This window comes from Pseudoalteromonas sp. UBA6610, assembly GCF_002433295.1.
In the GTDB taxonomy this organism is placed as follows: Bacteria; Pseudomonadota; Gammaproteobacteria; order Enterobacterales; family Alteromonadaceae; genus Pseudoalteromonas; species Pseudoalteromonas atlantica.
Genome location: NZ_DJHW01000013.1, coordinates 23,885 through 42,047, shown reverse-complemented (window position 1 = coordinate 42,047; position 18,163 = coordinate 23,885). Strand labels below are relative to the sequence as shown.

Annotated in this window: 20 protein-coding genes; 13 read left to right on the top strand and 7 right to left on the bottom strand. The window is 42.4% G+C overall.

Going from position 1 to position 18,163, the window contains the following annotated elements; genetic code table 11:
• Nucleotides 1-12: 12 nt before the first annotated feature.
• From lptM to B4F91_RS01500, 8 genes are all read left to right on the top strand, one after another.
• Nucleotides 13-204 (top strand): LPS translocon maturation chaperone LptM, encoded by a 192-nt coding sequence (gene lptM, locus B4F91_RS01535; RefSeq protein ID WP_004588978.1) that lies wholly within the window; start codon nt 13-15, stop codon nt 202-204.
• On the top strand, nt 205-1,458 hold the full coding sequence (gene lysA / locus B4F91_RS01530; RefSeq protein ID WP_029773748.1) for a diaminopimelate decarboxylase: 1,254 nt from the start codon (nt 205-207) through the stop codon (nt 1,456-1,458).
• A gap of 64 nt (nt 1,459-1,522) precedes the next feature.
• Nucleotides 1,523-2,353: a diaminopimelate epimerase gene (gene dapF / locus B4F91_RS01525; protein WP_004588980.1), complete on the top strand. Its 831-nt coding sequence runs from the start codon at nt 1,523-1,525 to the stop codon at nt 2,351-2,353.
• Nucleotides 2,350-2,961 carry a DUF484 family protein gene (locus B4F91_RS01520; RefSeq protein ID WP_286937147.1) on the top strand — a complete coding sequence of 204 codons (612 nt, stop codon included), beginning with the start codon at nt 2,350-2,352 and terminating at the stop codon, nt 2,959-2,961. The genes dapF and B4F91_RS01520 overlap by 4 nt, the downstream gene beginning before the upstream one ends.
• On the top strand, nt 2,958-3,902 hold the full coding sequence (locus B4F91_RS01515; RefSeq protein WP_004588982.1) for a tyrosine recombinase XerC: 945 nt from the start codon (nt 2,958-2,960) through the stop codon (nt 3,900-3,902). Before B4F91_RS01520 ends, B4F91_RS01515 begins: the two co-directional genes overlap by 4 nt.
• Nucleotides 3,903-3,912: 10 nt before the next feature.
• Nucleotides 3,913-4,620: an HAD-IA family hydrolase gene (locus tag B4F91_RS01510; RefSeq protein ID WP_286937148.1), complete on the top strand. Its 708-nt coding sequence runs from the start codon at nt 3,913-3,915 to the stop codon at nt 4,618-4,620.
• Between the two features lie 24 nt (nt 4,621-4,644).
• Complete coding sequence (locus tag B4F91_RS01505) at nt 4,645-5,745, top strand: retropepsin-like aspartic protease (RefSeq protein WP_273587978.1); 1,101 nt, start codon at nt 4,645-4,647, stop codon at nt 5,743-5,745.
• 20 nt (nt 5,746-5,765) lie between these two features.
• Nucleotides 5,766-6,122, top strand: a complete 357-nt coding sequence (locus B4F91_RS01500) for a HopJ type III effector protein (RefSeq protein ID WP_096040956.1) — start codon at nt 5,766-5,768, stop codon at nt 6,120-6,122.
• A gap of 15 nt (nt 6,123-6,137) precedes the next feature.
• Here the strand turns inward: B4F91_RS01500 and B4F91_RS01495 are convergent, their stop codons facing one another.
• The gene (locus B4F91_RS01495) at nt 6,138-6,545 is read right to left on the bottom strand and encodes a GNAT family N-acetyltransferase (RefSeq protein WP_273587977.1); all 408 of its coding nucleotides are present in this window, start codon (nt 6,543-6,545) and stop codon (nt 6,138-6,140) included.
• A gap of 37 nt (nt 6,546-6,582) precedes the next feature.
• On the bottom strand, nt 6,583-6,888 hold the full coding sequence (locus tag B4F91_RS01490; RefSeq protein ID WP_004588987.1) for a DUF6482 family protein: 306 nt from the start codon (nt 6,886-6,888) through the stop codon (nt 6,583-6,585).
• A gap of 90 nt (nt 6,889-6,978) precedes the next feature.
• Between B4F91_RS01490 and B4F91_RS01485 the strand changes: the two genes are divergently transcribed.
• The 3 genes from B4F91_RS01485 (at nt 6,979) to B4F91_RS01475 (ending at nt 9,364) form a co-directional block, all read left to right on the top strand.
• Nucleotides 6,979-7,671 (top strand): pseudouridine synthase, encoded by a 693-nt coding sequence (locus B4F91_RS01485; RefSeq protein ID WP_273587976.1) that lies wholly within the window; start codon nt 6,979-6,981, stop codon nt 7,669-7,671.
• A 97-nt stretch (nt 7,672-7,768) separates the two neighbouring features.
• Nucleotides 7,769-8,143, top strand: coding sequence for a BlaI/MecI/CopY family transcriptional regulator (locus B4F91_RS01480; protein WP_004588989.1), 375 nt, complete (start codon nt 7,769-7,771; stop codon nt 8,141-8,143).
• Between the two features lie 9 nt (nt 8,144-8,152).
• On the top strand, nt 8,153-9,364 hold the full coding sequence (locus B4F91_RS01475; RefSeq protein WP_273587975.1) for a M56 family metallopeptidase: 1,212 nt from the start codon (nt 8,153-8,155) through the stop codon (nt 9,362-9,364).
• Nucleotides 9,365-9,437: 73 nt separating this feature from the next.
• Here B4F91_RS01475 and B4F91_RS01470 read toward each other — a convergent pair whose 3' ends face one another.
• The gene (locus tag B4F91_RS01470) at nt 9,438-9,821 is read right to left on the bottom strand and encodes an MAPEG family protein (protein ID WP_273587974.1); all 384 of its coding nucleotides are present in this window, start codon (nt 9,819-9,821) and stop codon (nt 9,438-9,440) included.
• A 254-nt stretch (nt 9,822-10,075) separates the two neighbouring features.
• Between B4F91_RS01470 and B4F91_RS01465 the strand changes: the two genes are divergently transcribed.
• Nucleotides 10,076-10,954 carry a DMT family transporter gene (locus B4F91_RS01465; protein ID WP_273587973.1) on the top strand — a complete coding sequence of 293 codons (879 nt, stop codon included), beginning with the start codon at nt 10,076-10,078 and terminating at the stop codon, nt 10,952-10,954.
• Between the two features lie 81 nt (nt 10,955-11,035).
• Here the strand turns inward: B4F91_RS01465 and B4F91_RS01460 are convergent, their stop codons facing one another.
• The 4 genes from B4F91_RS01460 to B4F91_RS01445 form a co-directional block, all read right to left on the bottom strand.
• Nucleotides 11,036-11,353 (bottom strand): DMT family transporter, encoded by a 318-nt coding sequence (locus tag B4F91_RS01460; protein ID WP_248533348.1) that lies wholly within the window; start codon nt 11,351-11,353, stop codon nt 11,036-11,038.
• Nucleotides 11,353-12,885, bottom strand: coding sequence for a bifunctional GNAT family N-acetyltransferase/carbon-nitrogen hydrolase family protein (locus tag B4F91_RS01455; RefSeq protein ID WP_029773759.1), 1,533 nt, complete (start codon nt 12,883-12,885; stop codon nt 11,353-11,355). Before B4F91_RS01455 ends, B4F91_RS01460 begins: the two co-directional genes overlap by 1 nt.
• Before the next feature lie 88 nt (nt 12,886-12,973).
• Entirely contained in the window at nt 12,974-13,822 is an 849-nt protein-coding gene (locus B4F91_RS01450) for an MBL fold metallo-hydrolase (protein WP_286937153.1), read from the bottom strand.
• 58 nt (nt 13,823-13,880) lie between these two features.
• A complete protein-coding gene (locus B4F91_RS01445) occupies nt 13,881-16,166 on the bottom strand; it encodes a penicillin acylase family protein (protein WP_286937154.1) in 2,286 nt (761 codons plus the stop codon).
• 146 nt (nt 16,167-16,312) lie between these two features.
• On the opposite strand from B4F91_RS01445, the gene ycaO reads away from it, so the two are divergent.
• Nucleotides 16,313-18,073, top strand: a complete 1,761-nt coding sequence (ycaO, locus tag B4F91_RS01440; protein ID WP_286937156.1) for a 30S ribosomal protein S12 methylthiotransferase accessory factor YcaO — start codon at nt 16,313-16,315, stop codon at nt 18,071-18,073.
• Nucleotides 18,074-18,163 lie beyond the last annotated feature (90 nt).

Here is an 18,163-nt window from a genome sequence, read left to right as displayed (position 1 = left end):
CGTATTAATCTAATGAAAGCGACACATACCTTACAATTAAAACGACTATATATAAGTACTTTACTGCTAAGTGCATTAGCTGGCTGCGGCCAAAGCGGGCCTTTGTATTTACCAGAGCAACAGGCTGAGCAAAACACACCCCCTAATACGGCACAGCCAACGCCCGTAAAAAAAACCAACACCGAGCAAGTGCAGGAGCAATAAATGGATTATTTTAACTATCAAAACAATCAATTATTTGCCGAAGATGTCAGCATTGCCACAATTGCTCAGCACTATGGTACGCCGTGTTATGTGTACTCGCGTGCTACTTTTGAGCGCCATTATTTAGCCTTTGCAAATGCCACTAAAAATCATAAAAGCTTGGTGTGCTACGCAGTTAAAGCTAATTCTAATATTGCAGTATTAAATATATTAGCGCGTTTAGGTTCAGGGTTTGACATAGTGTCTAAAGGTGAGCTGGCGCGTGTAATAAAAGCCGGCGGTGATGCCAGTAAAGTAGTGTTTTCAGGTGTGGCTAAAACCGCCGACGAAATTGCTTATGCACTAAAGTTAGGCATTAAATGCTTTAACGTTGAGTCGGCCTCAGAGCTTGAGCGTATTTCTGAGGTAGCGTGCGAGTTAAATTTAGAAGCCCCTATTTCTATTCGTGTAAACCCTGATATAGATGCCAAAACACACCCGTATATTTCTACCGGTTTAAAAGAAAACAAGTTTGGTATCGATATTCAAACGGCTGTGAGCGTTTATCAGCATGCGGCGTCTTTACCAGGTCTAAAAGTAACAGGCGTAGATTGCCACATAGGCTCGCAATTAACTGAGGTTAAACCTTTTTTAGAAGCACTTGATAAGCTAATGGCATTAATAGATGAGCTTAAAGCAAATGGTATTGAGCTTACTCATTTAGATATTGGCGGCGGGTTAGGCGTTCCTTATAATGATGAACAGCCACCTCACCCAAGTGAATATGCTGCGCAAGTTACCGAGCGCTTAGCCAATTACAAACACCTTGAACTTATTTTTGAGCCAGGGCGCGCTATAGCCGCTAATGCTGGAATTTTAGTAACCCAGGTTGAGTTTATTAAGCAAAACCAGGATAAATTTTTTGCCATTGTCGATGCAGGTATGAACGACATGCTTCGCCCTTCGCTTTATCAGGCATGGCAAAAAATCATTCCTGTATCGGTGCGCGATGACGACACCCCAACACATAACTTTGATATTGTGGGCCCAGTGTGCGAAACCGGCGACTTTTTAGGAAAAGACCGCGAACTAGCCCTTAAACAAGGCGACTTATTGGCGCAGCGAAGTGCTGGTGCCTATGGTTTTACAATGAGTTCAAACTACAACTCTCGCCCACGCGTGGCCGAAATAATGGTAGATGGTGAGCAACACCACCTTATTCGCCAACGCGAAACCATCGAGAGCCTTTATCAAGGTGAGAAAATTTTACCATAAACGTTTTTGTTAAGGCGCTGCTCTGTGGCATGATTAGCGCAGAGCAAACCCGAATTAGAGCGCTATGTTAGTTAATTTTTCCAAAATGCACGGCTTAGGCAACGACTTTGTTGTAATTGATAACATTACACAAAATGTATTTTTGTCTCGCGATCAAATCAAAAAACTGGCTGATCGCCACTTTGGTATTGGCTTTGACCAATTACTTATGGTTGAAGCCCCTTACTCCCCTGATCTCGACTTCCATTACCGTATATTTAATGCCGATGGCAATGAAGTAGAACAATGCGGAAATGGCGCACGCTGTTTTGCCCGCTTTGTGCGCATGAAAGGCTTAACTAACAAGCACAAAATTAGTGTCTCGACTAAGTCGGGCAACCTCACGCTATATATAGAAAAAGACGGCCAAGTGACGGTAAACATGGGCCATCCTAATTTTGAGCCTGCTAAAATCCCGCTTAAAGCCAGCAAGCGAGAACTAACTTATATAATAAGAGCTCAAGAGCACACAGTATTTAGTGGCGCTGTGTCTATGGGTAACCCGCATTGCGTGTTAGAAGTTGACGATATAGCTACCGCACAAGTTGAGGTGCTTGGTCCGCTGCTTGAAAACCACGAACGTTTTCCAAATCGTGCCAATATTGGCTTTATGCAAGTGGTCTCGCAAGATCATATTAAACTTAGAGTGTGGGAGCGCGGCGTTAGTGAAACCCTAGCGTGTGGCACGGGTGCCTGCGCAGCAATGGTAATTGGCCACATTCAAAGCAAACTTAACACCACGGTACAAGTTGATTTACCCGGCGGCACATTACAAGTACGTTGGAGCGGCGAAGGCCACCCTGTCCGCATGACCGGCCCAGCCGAGCATGTATTTGATGGGCAAGTTGCCTTATGAGCGAGCTAACAAAAGAGCAAGTCGCTGAGTATTTAGCGCGCCACCCTGATTTTTTAATAGAGCAGCCAGAGCTGCTTGCACAACTTGAGTTACATCACAAAACGCAAGGCGCCACCTCGCTTGTGCACATACAACAGCGCCAATTGCGCGAGCACAATACTCAGTTAAAAAATCAAATACACAGTATGAGCGAACACGCTACGCAAAATGAGCTAGTGTATCGCTTGTTTAGCCAATGCCACCGCCAACTGTGGACAAACTATGACTTTAATACGCTTGCCGCAAATTTGCGCAATATTATTTGTACCAGCCCACACATTAGCGAGTGTAGGTTGGTTAAATACAACAACACTTTAGATGGGCTTATTGAGCACCGCCTTAGCCAATTTGGGCACTACTTAGGACGCGTTAATCAGCAAGAGCATGAGCTATTATTTTGCGAAAACACGCAGTCTTCTGCTATTTATCTTATTGGTTGCGCTGAAAAACCCGTCGCTATATTGGCCTTTGGCAGCCATGATGAAAACCATTTTGAACCCGCACAAGATAACCTATTCGTGCTTGATTTTGTTCATGCATTGCAACTTAGGCTGTTGGAATTGGCATGAGCGACGAGACGCCTAACACTGAGCAATTAAGTGAGCATTGGCGTACACCCATTCATTTATTTAGTGACTATTTAAAGTACGAAAGACAGTACTCAGAGCACACTGTAAATCAGTATGTTAGCCAACTAAACTTTGCCGCCCTGTATTTTAGTAAATTATGTGATGACTGGTTTGGCGTACAAGGCGAGCATATTCGCCGCTACAGCATGGCGCTTCGTTCAAAGCAATTAAGTGGGCGCACCATTAGTTTAAAATTAAGCTGCATTCGTAGTTTGTATAAATTTTTAAAAGCCAAAAACATTGCTCAGCATGCGCATTATCATAATCCGGCACAAGGCATTAAAGGGCCTAAATTTTCTAAGCCTTTACCTAAAAATCTCGATGTAGATCAGATGGCAAGTCTATTGGAGATTAACGATGACGATCCATTAGCCATACGAGACAAGGCTATGATGGAGCTTATGTATTCATCTGGGTTGCGCATTAGCGAGTTAGTTGGCACCAACTTACGCGATATAAACGCCGCGAGCGGCGAAATATTAGTCAAAGGTAAAGGTAACAAAGAGCGCCTCATTCCCGTAGGTCGTAAAGCGCTCACAGCGTTAAAAAATTGGCTCAACATACGAGGGCAATTTGCAAAGCCTGACGAAATGGCGGTGTTTTTAAGCAGTAAAAAAAATCGTATTTCGGTTCGCCAAGTTCGCTTACGCATGCAAGAGTGGGGAATAAAACAAGGCATTAGCTCACAAGTGCACCCGCATAAACTTCGCCACTCGTTTGCCTCTCATATTTTAGAATCATCTGGCGATTTACGCGCTGTGCAAGAATTATTAGGGCACAGTAGTTTATCGGCTACGCAAGTATATACGCATTTAGATTTTCAGCATTTAGCAAAAGTGTACGACAACACTCATCCGCGTGCTAAAAAACAAACCGATTAGGAATGTAATTATGATCCGATTTAATCGTGCTCCTCGCCCTTTTTCAGTTATGAGCTTTGATTTAGACGACACCCTGTATAACAACCACCCCATAATAAAAGCCGCGGTTAAAGCCCAGCAAGATTATTTAAACGCGCTACCCAGCTACTTACAACAAGGCCCAAAATACTGGCAACAATGCCGCAACGAGGCTGTATTACAGTTACCAGAGCTTGCTGATAATGTAACTAAATGGCGCCAACATACGCTTCGCTTAGCTCTTTCAAAGCTAGATTTAAATGAGCAAGAGGTAGAGCATCATGCCGATGCTGCCTATAACGCTTTTGCCGATGCGCGCAGTAAAATAGTGGTAACTGACGACGTACTAAAGCTGCTAGATAACTTAGCCCAGCACTTTACGCTGGTTGCAATAACCAATGGCAATGTTGAAATTGAGCGCTTTAACTTACGCGATAAATTTGAGCTGGTATTGCAAGCTGGTATGCACGGTAAAGCCAAACCCCACGGTACACTGTTTGATAAAGCCGCCGCGCATTTAAACGTGGCTAAAAGTGAAATTTTACATATTGGCGATAGCCTAGATACCGACGTACAAGGCGCTAATAATGCAGGCTGCCAATCGGTTTGGTTAAACGACCAAGGCGCGGCTTATCACTACAAAGGCCTTGCCGATGTTGAAATTGCGAATATTCATGCCTTAGCGCACTTTATCAAATAGCCTAAATAGAACGAAGAGGTTGCAATGAGCCATTATACCAAGCTAATTACCTTGCTATTAATAGGCTCGCTTAGCCTAAACGCTTACTTATTGTGGCCACAAAAACAGCCTGTAGTTGGCACACAAAAAATCCACAGCGGCAAGAGCATCAAAGCGCCAAAAAGTAACCTGCTCAGCCAAGCTCAACAGCAATTTACACAACACAAATTTGATGATGCTCTAAATACGTATCAGCAACTAAATCTAAACGCTCCAAAAAAAGCACATACTTTATACGCTTCGTGGGTAGCACAACTAAAGCAATGGCTAAACACAAACCTACCGCTTAGCCAGTCATTGTTAAATGCACTTTTAAATAAAGACCCTTACAATACCGAGTTACTCACTTTACACGTAGATTACCTAGTAAAAAGCGGGCAACGGCAAAACGCAATTATTGCGCTATTTGAGCTCTACCCATTGTTAAATAAGCACCAACAAGGCCCTGTAGATAGGCGCCTTGTGCATTTAACGACTAACGAACTGCATAGTTTGAGTGAGCAGCAAAATTGGCAAACAATTATTGAACAAACTCAAATTTGGCTCGACTATCAAAACGACAATAGCCATTTTTTATACGCACTCGCTCATGCTTATTATCAACTAGAGGACTTTATTAGCGCCTTAACAACTATTGAGCGCATGCCATCAAATCACCCACTACAAGCCGAAGTAACTGCCTTACACGCAATGATAGAGAAAGCTCAATCGCAAGATGACTTTATTGCGCTTACCCCCTACGGCGCACATTACTTAATTAGCACCGAGCTAAATAGCTCAATCCAAACAGAGCTAATGATAGATACCGGCGCAAGTATTACTTCTCTTTCGAGTGACGTGCTTAACCAACTTTCACCCAGACCACTGTATTTAGGCGATGTAACCGTAAACACGGCGAATGGGCAAATTAGAGTAAAACGCTACCAAATTGAGTCGTTTAAAGTAGGGATGCAAACTATTTACGGTTTTGAAGTGCTCAGTATTGAAAACACCCGCGGCCAAGGTTTGTTAGGAATGAACTTTTTATCTAGATATAAATTTAATATAAATCAACAAACAGATGAGTTAGAGTTGAGTGCTAAATAATTTAAATTTAAGGAAAAAACATGACCCTAAACGATTTTTTACAGCAACTTGCAGACAACCCTAAAAGCATACAATTTAGCGATACCATGGCGGTAATAGAAGCTAATTACGATTTTACCGCGTGTGGATTTAATAACCACGGCTTACTTAGCTCTGCAAGCGAGAACAACGGCTCATGTAAAATTTTTGCGTTTGCTAAATTAAACGATTTAAGCAAGCAAAATACATTGGATTGTTTTGGTAAGTTTTACCGCGAAGACGTACTACAAAACCCTAAAGGCGATGATCACATGAACATTCGCACGTTTATGTTAGCGCCAGAAGCGACTCCATTTTTAGGCCTGAGCTTTGATGGTGAGCCACTAAAAGAGAAATAACACTAAGCTACTAAATTAAAGCGCTTTTTCCATAAAGTAACGCGTACCAGAGCGTGGATAGTTGTTAAGCTGATACTTAACCACGTATCCGCGCTTTTCATAAAAAGGCTTGGCCTGAAAATCGAGTGTATCGAGCTGTGCGGTATTAGCGCCGCGCTCAATAGCAGCAAGCTCAAGCGCATTTATAAGCTTGCCTGCTAACCCCTTGCCCCGCGCGGTATCGCTACACCAAAGCCAGTTAATCATTAGCCAATTACCAAACACATAACCACTCACGCCCGCAATTAAGCTGCCTTTTTCATCTACAAATTTATAGCCTAATGGCACTTTAGCCGCATCAAAATGCTGCGCGTTAAATTCAACTATTTCACTACGCAGTGAAGAGCTTAATGCGTCGGAATGATCAGCTCGTAATTGGTACATATTACGCGTCTTAAAAAGCGAATATTAACAAACTTAATTAAAAAAGGTTATTTTTTCCATAAGGTACTTCTAGCAGATTGCTGCTTGTTTTCTCGGGTTGGCCGCACATTTCATCGTAAGCGCTAGTATGTCGCAGTACCATTTCGGCGTAGGCTATTTTTTCAAAACGTTTTTGAATATGCAGCGGGCTGAGCGCTTTTACAAACTCGCCATTTTCTTCAGTAACGTAATACTCTACGTTATTTATAATGACAGACACTTGATAGAGCGCCATTTCAAGGGAGTGCGCGACCACTTTTTGTAATGGTTCGTGCTTTTTTAACTCAGAAAATTTCATACCCATAACAATCGCCTTTTAATAAAAAGTAACTTTATAGATACGCACCTTTGCTATAATCGCGATCAAATTATTACATCACTGCCTTTTAAGCTTATGAGCAATAAAATTCGACTCGCTAAATACATTGCTCACGCTGGTGTGTGCTCACGAAAACAAGCATCACGCTTAATAGATGATGGGAGAGTAACGGTAAATAATCGCCCTGCTAATCATATTGATCACGTTAATGAGCAAGACGACGTAATAGTTAATGGCCAAGCAGTAAAAGGGGCTGCCGATTTAGTTTATTTTGCGTATCACAAACCTATAGGTATTGACTGCAAATTAAATGAAAATGACCCCGCCAGCCTTATTCACCATTTACCTACCCTCACTCGGGTTTACCCCATTGGCCGATTAGATAAAGACTCTCGCGGATTGCTTATTTTGACCAACGACGGAGATTTTTGTAATCAACTTATTCACCCTGACTTCCACCAGCCGAAACATTATTTAGTCACAGTAAATAAACCTATTAATAATGCGTTTTGTGAAAAAATGGCCGCAGGAATCCCCGTAGATAAACAAGTAACCTTACCGTGTGAAGTAACAAAAATAGCTGACAACCAGTTTAGTATTATTTTAAAGCAAGGGCTTAACAGACAAATACGTAAAATGGCGCAGTACTGCGGCTTTAAAGTAATTGATTTATATCGGGCACAATTTAGCGAACTTGCTCTTTCAAGACTAAACCTACCTGAAAACCACTATATACAAATTAATAAAACAGATATTTCAAAAATCTAACCTTCGTTTAAATAGCGCACAAAAAAGTTAAAATAACCTTGCAAAAATAGATTACAGGTGTAGTCTTAATTTAAAGATTACATTTGTAGGCAATAAAATGATTGAGTTATCAAAAGCAGAATTCGACGTGCTTGATGCGCTTTGGATTAATTACCCAGCAACCGCCAGCCAAATTATTGAGCGCTTAAGCGATGATAAACAATGGCACGAAAAAACCATTAAAACCCTACTGGGTCGATTAGTTAAAAAAGGCGCACTGACCTTTGAAAAAGACGGCCGCCAATATATTTATACTCCTTGTATGGAGCGCGCCGACTACACATTAAAAGAAAGCAAAAACTTTATTGAGCGCTTTTTTAGTGGCCGCATAGCGCCGCTGGTAAGCGGGTTTGCTAAATCAGAGCAGCTTTCGCAACAAGATATAAACGAGTTAAAAAAGGTCATTGATGACTGGGAAAAAAACCAAAAGTAAGGAGTGGCTATGGATATTCAAACCCTGTTTAACTGGTTACTAGAGCAGCAATTATTACTCAGCATAATGCTTGGCGGGTTTATTATATGTGAGCGTTTTAGTTTAAGGCTGCTTGGCCCAGGCTTTGTGTATAAATTAGTATGCCTAATCCCCGTATCGTTACTGGTTGCAAACTTACCAAGTAACATTAAGCCACTGCAAAATAGCGCCATTAGCCATTATTTAATAACGCCTAACCAACCCCTTATTAATAACTTAGGCCTAAATTGGGCCGTGCTTTATGTAGTGGTTAGCCTAGTGCTGTTTAGCATAGCGTTTGTTGTGCATATTCGCTTTATAAAAAATCTGCAGCTCAATTATTTAATTAATAGCGAACACACTCTAACCTCACACATTAAAACCTATACCAGTAACCATATTGCATCGCCAATGGTGGTAGGTATTTTGCAAAGTAAGCTCATACTGCCTAGTAATTACAAAACCCAGTTTGATAAAGCCACTTTGGCACTTATTTTAGAGCATGAGGCTGTGCACATAAAACGCAAAGATAACCTAATAAATGCCCTGCTGTTACTGACTACTATTTTAATGTGGTTTAACCCGCTCGCCTGGATGGCTTACGCAAGCTTTAGACGCTTGCAGGAGCTAACTTGTGATCAGCAGGTACTTGCCAATAAAACCACACACCAACACATTTTATACAGCAAAGCCTTAGTTAACTGCGCGGCGGCAGCGCCCGCAGGCCTAATGGCTTATTCACACTACGGAGATAAAAAAACCATGTTACAACGACTTACCAATATAAAGCACAGTGGCAATCACTCTCGCCTTGCCAAAGGTGGCTTACTGCTAATGGCAACAAGCATGCTTAGCGGTTTAGCCATTGCAAAACAGCCCCAAACTGAAATAACGAAAGAGGATCATATTTCACCAACAATACGCATTGAACCTGTCTACCCAGCCCAAGCCGCTAAGCAAGGCATTGGCGGCTCGGTTGTATTAAAGTACGATATAGCCGCCAATGGCAGAACAAAAAACATTAGTGTCATTCAATCTAAGCCGTCAGACGTTTTTGATAAATCAGCTAAAGAAGCGCTGGCAAAGTGGGAGTATAAAATCTCTGAGGCAGGCTTTAATGATGTACTTGTACAGCTCGATTTTGCTATAAACAGCGAGGTTGCTAATACCGATTTAATCGAGCGAATTAAAGTATCGCATTAATGCTATTTAGTTATTCAAGAGCACAAAGCAAGCGCCCTTTTAGGCCGCTTGCTTTGTGGTTTTACTTATAAAATTAGATACTCACTACAATCATGGCAATGGCAGTTCCTAAGCCAATAAACCATACAAGCGAACGTAAAATATCTAAGTTTAACCAATAAAAAATGCAATACAAAGTGCGCGAGACTATATGGGTAACCGCCAAGGTTTCTGTTACTGCATTTACCGAGTTAGTTCCCAATATCACCGCAATAGCAACGGCAAACACTGCAAGTGATTCAAAACAATTTTGATGAGCAGCGAGCGTTCGCGCACCAAAGCCCGTTAATTTTGCTTGTTGAGAGCGCGGGTGTTTATTGTCGTATTGGCCAAGCTTTGCCATTGCAATGGCCACTGGTATTTTTGCAAAATAAGGCATTAATACAGCAAGTAATGCGCATACTACTAATGTTGTCATAATTTATTCTCTTATCTTAAAACCTAGTTATTTAACCAATACATATAACACACATACACAAAAAAGCCGCCAACACGTTTTATGACATACGCAGGCGGCTAAACAATAACATCATACTTACTATAGCTAAGTTTACCTATAAAGCAGTGCGGCATAATGTCGCAGGTGATGAATATTCACTATTACCCTTAATGCATCGCATTAATAACTAAAGATTGTTAACTTATAGACCTTATTTTTTACCGACGACCCCTATGACCTGGATCTTTTTCACTTTTTTAGCCGCCTTTATGCAAGCATGGCGAAATGCCCTGCAAAGTAAATTAAGCGCACATGCAAGTGTGGCTGGCGTAACCCTTTCGCGCTTTATTTTAGCCGGCCCTATTGCTGCAGTGTATTTGTATGGTCTTTATCAATATGAAGACACAGCCATGCCTACCTTTAATAATGCCTTTTGGGGGTTTGTTATTGGCGCAAGTGTTATGCAAATACTCGCCACCGGCTTAATGGTAAAGCTGTTTAAAATGAATAATTACGCCATAGGTGCAGGGCTTGCTAAAAGTGAGGCGTTAGTAGCGGCTATTTTAGGGGTATTGTTTTTTGGTTCTGCGCTTAGCCTTCTTGGTTGGCTGGGTGTATTTTTAGGCGCTATTGCGGTGCTTTTACTTAGCGGCATAACCAGCGTAAAACACTTTGATGCTAAAACAGCGTTACTTGGCCTAGCCTGTGGTACCAGCTTTGCCCTTACATCACTGTGGGTGCGTGAAGCGAGCTTAAATTCAGGGTTATTGTTTCCACACTCAGCTGCATGGGTTTTACTGTTTGTAATAAGCCTACAAACGCTTATATTACTTGGCTATTTATTACTAAAAGAGCCACACACTGTTGGCAAACTTTGGCAATATAAAGGCACCACTGCCGCAATTAGTACTTTTAGCTGTGTAGGCTCTATTGGCTGGTTTAGCGCGATGAGTTTACAGCACGTAGCGTATGTTAAAACGCTTGGTCAGGTAGAGGTATTTTTTACCATGCTAATTGCTGTACTTTGGCTCAAACAGCCACTTAAAAAGCAAGATACCGCGGGCTTAATACTTATAGCCATTGCCGCTATTTTGGTGATACTGCCAAATTGAGAACATAAAAAAGCGCAGGCTTTTAAACCTGCGCTACTATAAGCTGCTTATAACGTTTAAAGCGAGTATTAAGCGCTCTTTTTAAGAGCTAATTTTTAGCGTTATCACACCGCAAATGATCATGAGTACACCAGCAATACGGCCAAACGTGGCTGCATCACCGTAAAGTAATATACCCACTAAAAACGTACCCGCAGCACCTATTCCGGTCCATACGGCGTAGGACGTCCCCATTGATATTTGCTTTTGTGCAAGCCACAACATAAAACCACTGGCTGTTAAAAATGCAATTGCCATTACTATACCCTGCCAGCGTGTGTCGGGATTTTGTGAAATTTTTAAACCAATTGGCCAGCCTATTTCAAGCAAGCCGGCAATGACTAAATAAATCCATGCCATTAAACATCTCTCTTTTTCAAAATTACGTCGTATAAGTCTTCGCGGCGATCTTTTAAATTGCGCACCGTACCTTCGCTATGAAGAATTTTTAGCTTATCCATATCAAGGTCGCTGAATAGTAACATTTCGGTATTAGGTGTGGCTTCATTTAATGTTGCATCGTGCGGAAAAGAAAAGTCAGACGGGGTCAACACTGCCGATTGCGAGTACTGTACGTCTAGGCTTTCTACCTCAGGTAAGTTACCCACTGAACCTGCAATAACCACATAACATTCGTTTTCGATTGCGCGCGCTTGCGCACAATGGCGAACCCGTAAATAACTATTTTTAGTATCGGTCCAAAACGGCACAAAGAGTATATCAAGCCCCTGCTTGGCTAATATGCGCGAAAGCTCTGGGAACTCTACATCGTAACAAATTTGAATACCTACACGCCCAGCATCGGTATCAAACACGGCAATTTTGTCGCCGCCTTGAATCACCCAATCATTTTGTTCATGCGGGGTTATGTGTATTTTTCGCTGCTCGTCTATTTTACCGCTACGGTGGCATAAGTAACTTACGTTATAAATTTTATCGTCTTCGGCAAGTGGCATAGAGCCGGTAATAATATTGGCGTTATACTCTATTGCCATACGCGACATCGCGTTTTTAAATGTTTCGGTATATTCGGCTAAATAGCGGATTGCTTCGGTTTGATTATTCTGATCGCCTAAACCCATAAGTGGCGCGTTAAAAAATTCCGGAAATAATATAAAATCGCTTTTGTAGTCAGATACCGTATCTACAAAGTATTCTACCTGCTTGAGCATTTCGTCAACCGACTCTACACAGCGCATTTGCCATTGCACCGCACCTATACGCACTATCGATTTAGTTGATTCGAGCACGGTATCGGTTGGCTCGTACATTATGTTATTCCACTCAAGCAAGGTGGCGTAACCTACAGACTCTTGATCCTCCGGCAGGTACTTTTTAAGTAACCGTTTTACCTGAAAGTCGTTAGAAAGCTGAAAACTTAAAATTGGGTCGTAAAGCTCTTTTTGGTCAACCTTTTCAATGTATTCCATTGGCGTCATTTCACTGCTGTGATTGTAATAACGCGGAATACGGCCACCGGCTAAAATAGCGCGCAAGTTATATTGGCGGCACAACTCTTTACGGGCATCGTATAATCTGCGCCCTAAGCGCATGCCTCGGTGGGTTTCGCTAATTGCTACATCTAAACCGTATAGTGCATCGCCGTCGGAGTCACTAAATACCCGGTCGTGCCCATCGGCTATGTCTTCGTAAGTGTGAGGATTTGAAAAACGCGCGTAGTCTACTTGCACGCTTAGTGCTAAGCCCACCAGCACGCCATCATCTACAATGCCTATTTGCCCTTCAGGGAACTGATCTATCAATCTAAAAATAGTATGGCTTGGCCACGCGCCACCTAAATCGGGATAAGCCTGATCCATCAAAGTTTTAATTTGCGGATACTGCTCTTTTGTTAAGTTACAAATTTCTAGGTGGGTTTTTTCTGCCGACATACACAACTCCTTTGGGCATAATAAAATAAAAGCCGAATGTACGCTAAAGTACACTCAGCTTTGTATCATGTTTTTTACGTTACGCGTACTACTTTAAGCTGCGATAAAAAAGTGTAGTCACTTTCTCTTTTGGCAACCAGCCTGCGTATTCAAGGCCAAGCTCTGCCAATGGATCGGCTTTTAGTACTTGCTCTAAGCTTGCGTCATTTTGCATTGCTTTTAGCATTAAATCTTTGGCTTTTTTAACAAGTTTAGCATACGTTTCCAGCCCTGAACGGTCACTTACCGGCCCATGCCCGGGTATCACTATGGTGCGCTCGTCTATTTGCTTAATAACGTCATTTACGGCTGCTAATATTCCGTCAACACTGCCGCCGCTATCTACATCAACAAACGGCAAGCTGCCAAAGTTAAAGTAAATATCGCCCATGTGCACTATGTTATCGTTATTAAAAAATATCACCGAATCACCGTCGGTATGTGCATGGGCGTAGTGCACTACATGGGCGTGTTCGTTATTAAAATGCAGTTTTAAATCGTGGCCAAAGCTAATGCGTGGCAGGTAATCTGAGTTTGCACCGTGTTTTTCTTCTAATCGCTTATGTACGTTGTCGTGCGCAATGACATGCGCACCGGCTTTGGCAAAGTTTTCGTTGCCGCCAGTGTGGTCGCCATGATGATGCGTATTAATTACAAACTCTGCACTACCGGGTTTTAAATCGCTAATGGTTTTTTTAATGTCGTTTGAAAGCTTGGCAAATTGGTCATCAATAATGTAAATGCCATCTTCTCCTACACTTGCGGCAATGTTACCGCCTTGGCCAAACAGTACATACACACTGTCGCTTAGTTTTTCTGCCGTTACCGGATTTTCATCTGCATGTGTTGCATTGCTAAGTAATAAGCCTGTTATTAATGCGGGTAGTATTTTTTTCATTTTAGTTCTCTGTTGATTTATTAATGATTATATAGAACGTGATTAACTGTAATTTAGTTCATCGTGCTGGCTCTATCACTATTTGATGTATTAGCGTTTGTGGCAATAAAGGCGTGTGCTTACCTTCAATGTAGTCACTAAAGCCTGCACGATAAAACGCGGATAGCGGATGCCCCGACTGCCCACCGGGCACTGCCATAATGGCGTTTTCTAAATGCCCTGGTTGGGCAATAAAGCGCTGCGATGCACCAAAGCTTTTGCCTTGTACGGCGGGCATGTAGCTATCGCCAAAAGCTGGCGCTACAGGCATATTTAAAAGCTTAGCCAGTATGGGCATTTGTTTAGCAAACGGGTGCTCAATATTAAGCGCATTAACTTTACCCCACTGCCAATTTTGTAAGTTATCCCCATACTCAGCCCCAAGTGCTGTCACTGTTTGGCTGAATGCACCTAATAACTGCTCGTCCCAATTTTTATACTCAGGGTTTACCCATGAGCCCGGCCTATCTTTAATAAGCTGCCATATAGCTGGTTCTAGATCGCGTTTTACATATCTAAGCGTGGCGTCTTGCTCATTAAGTTTGTTCTCCATGCTTGCAAATACAGTATTAATTAATGTGCTGCGGTAGTGTTTAACTAAGGTGTAACCTACCGAGCTTGCACATGCGCATTGCTGCCAGTTTTCAAGTGCACTTATGTACTGTGCGTTTTTGGCTTTGTCTTTTTTAAGCTGATTAAGTAGCAATGTGTGCCATGGCGTTAAAAAGCGGGCTTGGTTATCAAGCTGTAGCGCGTAAAAGTCGCTCTCAGCAAAGCTTTGTTTTTCAAATAACCTATCACGAATTTGGCTCGAGCGAGCCCCTAGCGCGTACCCGCCATTGCCAAAGCGTGCATTATCAGTGGCCGACACAACGCGGGAATTACCTGTCCATAATCGTCCATTTTGCGGGTTTTTAACATAAGGGCGCTGATGCTCATTTTGCTGCCAGTCGGGTGAGTATTCGTTTGCATTAACACTTAGCTCACTCGGTGTTTTACGCGCCGGTATAGCGCCAATATGTTGCCATGCAGCACTGCCTTGGCTATCTACCACCATTAAATTTTGTACCGGAATACCCACATCGCTTGCCACATCTAGCGCATCATCTACGCTAGTGGCTTGCTCTAGTTTGAGCAGGTCCATGTTTACAGCATAAAGTTGGTGTGCAGCCCAGCTAAGTGCATAAGGCTGTTTATTTATATATTTTACTGGGCCATATTCGCTTAACGTTAATGGGTAGTTTTCTACCTCATCATTTGGCAGCGCTATTGGCTCATTTACTTGCCATGTTTTACTGTCATCATTTAGCGCTATCCAATCAGCGGTATCTATGTAGCCGTTAGTAAAGCCCCAGGCAATTTTATTATTGGTACCCACCACAATAGCAGGGGCGCCAGGTAGTGATACGCCAGTTACCTGAGCTTGCTCGCCATTTTGTGTGTAGTTAAGCTGCGCCCTGTACCAAATAACCGGCACCGCCATAGATAAATGCATATCATCAGAGAGCATGGCTGCTCCCGTTTGGGTATGCGCACCGGTTACTGCCCAGTTATTGCTACCGCGCTCTTGGTTTGCCTGAATATTTTTAACCGTGTGCTGTGCTTGCTCTGGAAGTTGAGGAATGGTGCCTGTAAACGGGGCAAGTTTACTGCCATCAAGCGCCGCTTGGTATTGGCTAGGTTGTGTTAAAAAAGCAACCATGTGTTGTCCGTATGCTTGCTCAATATGCATGAGAGCTTCATCTCGCTCAAAGGTGGCACTTTGCAAATCAAGGTACATGCTAAATATAACTAATAGGCTATCTTCACTTTGCCATGTTTTTTGCGCTCCGCCTGTAAGTAAATACTCAAAGCTTGCAAAACCAACTTGTGCCAGCCCTTCGTTTACACCTTGGGCGTAGCTGTTTAATAGTTGTTTATCGCTTTCGGGTAAGGTGTTTAATATAGCGCGGCTACGTTTTCGCAATTGATGAAAGCGCATTTTTTTATCAAGCCCAAGGGCCGCTTTACCAAATAACCCACTAAGCTCACCTGCGGCGTTACGTCTTAATAAGTCCATTTGAAAAAAACGGTCTTGCCCATGCGCATAACCTAACCCGTATGCAGCGCTATTGCGGTTTTCGGCCTTTATAACCGCCTGTCCTAGTGCATCACGCGAAATAGTAACCGGCTTATTAATTGCTGTACTTTGACCTTTACCATCAAGTGTGGGCATACTTAAACTTAATACGCCATACACAAGCGCTGTAACAGCTAAGCCTAAAACCACAACGAGTAATACTAGCCATTTGATTACTTTAAACATTAATTTGTCCTTTGCACCATTTGTTGCACATATAATAACCATAGTTTTATTAAATAATAATGTTCTTACTCGCAAAGGGTGAAATAAACATCAAAATCCACGATAATAGCCATTCCACATTTTGTGCAGATCTAGTTGAGACTCATATGACTGAAAAAACATTTATCAAAGGTAAAGACCGCGACCTAGAATCGTCTATCTCTACCATGCAAAACAAGCTAAAAGCGCTAAACATCAATGTTGAAGAAGCACTTTGGCTTAACCCTGTAGCTAACTGTTATTCAGTTCATATAAAAGACAGCGACTGCGGTGTTATGTTTACCAATGGTAAAGGCGCAACCGATAAAGCATCTATTGCCTCTGCGTTAGGTGAATACTTTGAACGATTAAGCTGTAATTACTTTTTTGCCGACTTTTACCTAGGTGAAGAATTTGCAAACAGCGACTTTACTCATTATCCAAATGAGAAATGGTTTAAAGTTCAAGGCAATGAAGTGCCAGAAGGCATAATGGACGAAAGCCTTTGGGATTACTTTGACCCAGAGCGTGAGCTTGATGCCTCACACCTTTTTGACTTTAACTCAGGTAATAACGAGCGCGGCATTTGTACATTGCCATACACACGCCAACGCGATAACCAAGACGTATACATTCCGGTAAACGTAATTGGTAATATTTTTGTTTCTAACGGCATGAGCGCTGGTAATACTAAGTTTGAAGCACGCGTACAAGGGCTATCAGAAGTATTTGAGCGCGCCATTAAAAACCGTATTATCGCAGAAGGTATTTGTTTACCTATCGTCCCTGAAGAGGTTGTAAAGCAATACCCTAAAATTCACGAGGCGTGTGAAGAGCTACGCAGCCATGGTTTTCATTTACGTATTGCCGATGCATCACTAGGCGGTAAATACCCTGTAATGAGCGTAACGCTTATTAACCCTGTTGATGGCTCTGTGTTTGCCTCATTTGGTGCTCACCCATCATTTGAAGTTGCCCTTGAGCGTACGGTTACCGAGCTACTGCAAGGACGTCGCCTTGATCAACTTGATGTGTTCCAACCAGCTACTTTTGATAACGATGAAGTTGCAACGCCTGAAAACATTGAGCTGCACTTTATCGACTCAAGCGGTTTAATCTCGCATGACTTTTTCCGTGCCGACGCCGACTTTGACTTTGTTCATTGGGACTTTAGCGGTACTACAGAGCAAGAATACAACTTCTGTACTGACTTAATTCACAGCATGGGCCACGACATTTACATTATGGATTACACACACTTAAACGTGTATGCATGTCGTATTTTAGTACCAGGTATGTCAGACATTTACCCAGTAGATGAACTAATTTGGCGTAACAACAACGAAGGCGCTAAATTCCGTGAAGCATTCCTATCGCTTGATCAGTACGATGCGCAGCAGTGGATGGACATTTACGACAGCCTAGAAGAAGCAGGCCACAGCGATATTATCCGTGCTGCTGAATTTATTGGCCTTGCCACCGATGCCGACACACCATGGCATACACTGCGTATTGGTGAGCTTAAAGCGCACTTATGTTTAGCCGCAGGCAACGAAGAAGCTATTGATTGGGTAGACTGGATACTACACACAGGCCAAGTAAACGAAGATGCAATGCGCCACTTCCGCTGTTTAAAAGCCATTCTTGAAATTAAATACGATGACGAGCGCGACTACGCCGACTACCAAGATGCACTGGGTTTAATGTTTGGCAGCGATAACGTAACGCTGGCTATTGAAATAGCAGAAGGCCGTAAATTATTTAATGGTTTAACCTTCCCAGGTTTATCGCTTGAAGGCTTTAAAAAGCATGCAGCACTACTTGATGGTTACCGTAAGTTACATGTCGCTAAGCAAAACCATTGGGCACGTGAAGTAACCGACGCTTAATAGTTAAACTACTAATTATAAAAATAAAACGGCGCTAATTTATCAGCGCCGTTTTTATTTATACAATAAATTAGCTATAGTTAAATTGCC

What these genes read in the sequence shown, in the direction of transcription:
- lptM (WP_004588978.1), top strand. Translation starts at nt 13, where the DNA reads ATGAAAGCGACACATACCTTACAATTAAAACGACTATATATAAGTACT.
- lysA (WP_029773748.1), top strand. Translation starts at nt 205, where the DNA reads ATGGATTATTTTAACTATCAAAACAATCAATTATTTGCCGAAGATGTC.
- dapF (WP_004588980.1), top strand. Translation starts at nt 1,523, where the DNA reads ATGTTAGTTAATTTTTCCAAAATGCACGGCTTAGGCAACGACTTTGTT.
- B4F91_RS01520 (WP_286937147.1), top strand. Translation starts at nt 2,350, where the DNA reads ATGAGCGAGCTAACAAAAGAGCAAGTCGCTGAGTATTTAGCGCGCCAC.
- B4F91_RS01515 (WP_004588982.1), top strand. Translation starts at nt 2,958, where the DNA reads ATGAGCGACGAGACGCCTAACACTGAGCAATTAAGTGAGCATTGGCGT.
- B4F91_RS01510 (WP_286937148.1), top strand. Translation starts at nt 3,913, where the DNA reads ATGATCCGATTTAATCGTGCTCCTCGCCCTTTTTCAGTTATGAGCTTT.
- B4F91_RS01505 (WP_273587978.1), top strand. Translation starts at nt 4,645, where the DNA reads ATGAGCCATTATACCAAGCTAATTACCTTGCTATTAATAGGCTCGCTT.
- B4F91_RS01500 (WP_096040956.1), top strand. Translation starts at nt 5,766, where the DNA reads ATGACCCTAAACGATTTTTTACAGCAACTTGCAGACAACCCTAAAAGC.
- B4F91_RS01495 (WP_273587977.1), bottom strand. Translation starts at nt 6,545, where the DNA reads ATGTACCAATTACGAGCTGATCATTCCGACGCATTAAGCTCTTCACTG.
- B4F91_RS01490 (WP_004588987.1), bottom strand. Translation starts at nt 6,888, where the DNA reads ATGGGTATGAAATTTTCTGAGTTAAAAAAGCACGAACCATTACAAAAA.
- B4F91_RS01485 (WP_273587976.1), top strand. Translation starts at nt 6,979, where the DNA reads ATGAGCAATAAAATTCGACTCGCTAAATACATTGCTCACGCTGGTGTG.
- B4F91_RS01480 (WP_004588989.1), top strand. Translation starts at nt 7,769, where the DNA reads ATGATTGAGTTATCAAAAGCAGAATTCGACGTGCTTGATGCGCTTTGG.
- B4F91_RS01475 (WP_273587975.1), top strand. Translation starts at nt 8,153, where the DNA reads ATGGATATTCAAACCCTGTTTAACTGGTTACTAGAGCAGCAATTATTA.
- B4F91_RS01470 (WP_273587974.1), bottom strand. Translation starts at nt 9,821, where the DNA reads ATGACAACATTAGTAGTATGCGCATTACTTGCTGTATTAATGCCTTAT.
- B4F91_RS01465 (WP_273587973.1), top strand. Translation starts at nt 10,076, where the DNA reads ATGACCTGGATCTTTTTCACTTTTTTAGCCGCCTTTATGCAAGCATGG.
- B4F91_RS01460 (WP_248533348.1), bottom strand. Translation starts at nt 11,353, where the DNA reads ATGGCATGGATTTATTTAGTCATTGCCGGCTTGCTTGAAATAGGCTGG.
- B4F91_RS01455 (WP_029773759.1), bottom strand. Translation starts at nt 12,885, where the DNA reads ATGTCGGCAGAAAAAACCCACCTAGAAATTTGTAACTTAACAAAAGAG.
- B4F91_RS01450 (WP_286937153.1), bottom strand. Translation starts at nt 13,822, where the DNA reads ATGAAAAAAATACTACCCGCATTAATAACAGGCTTATTACTTAGCAAT.
- B4F91_RS01445 (WP_286937154.1), bottom strand. Translation starts at nt 16,166, where the DNA reads ATGTTTAAAGTAATCAAATGGCTAGTATTACTCGTTGTGGTTTTAGGC.
- ycaO (WP_286937156.1), top strand. Translation starts at nt 16,313, where the DNA reads ATGACTGAAAAAACATTTATCAAAGGTAAAGACCGCGACCTAGAATCG.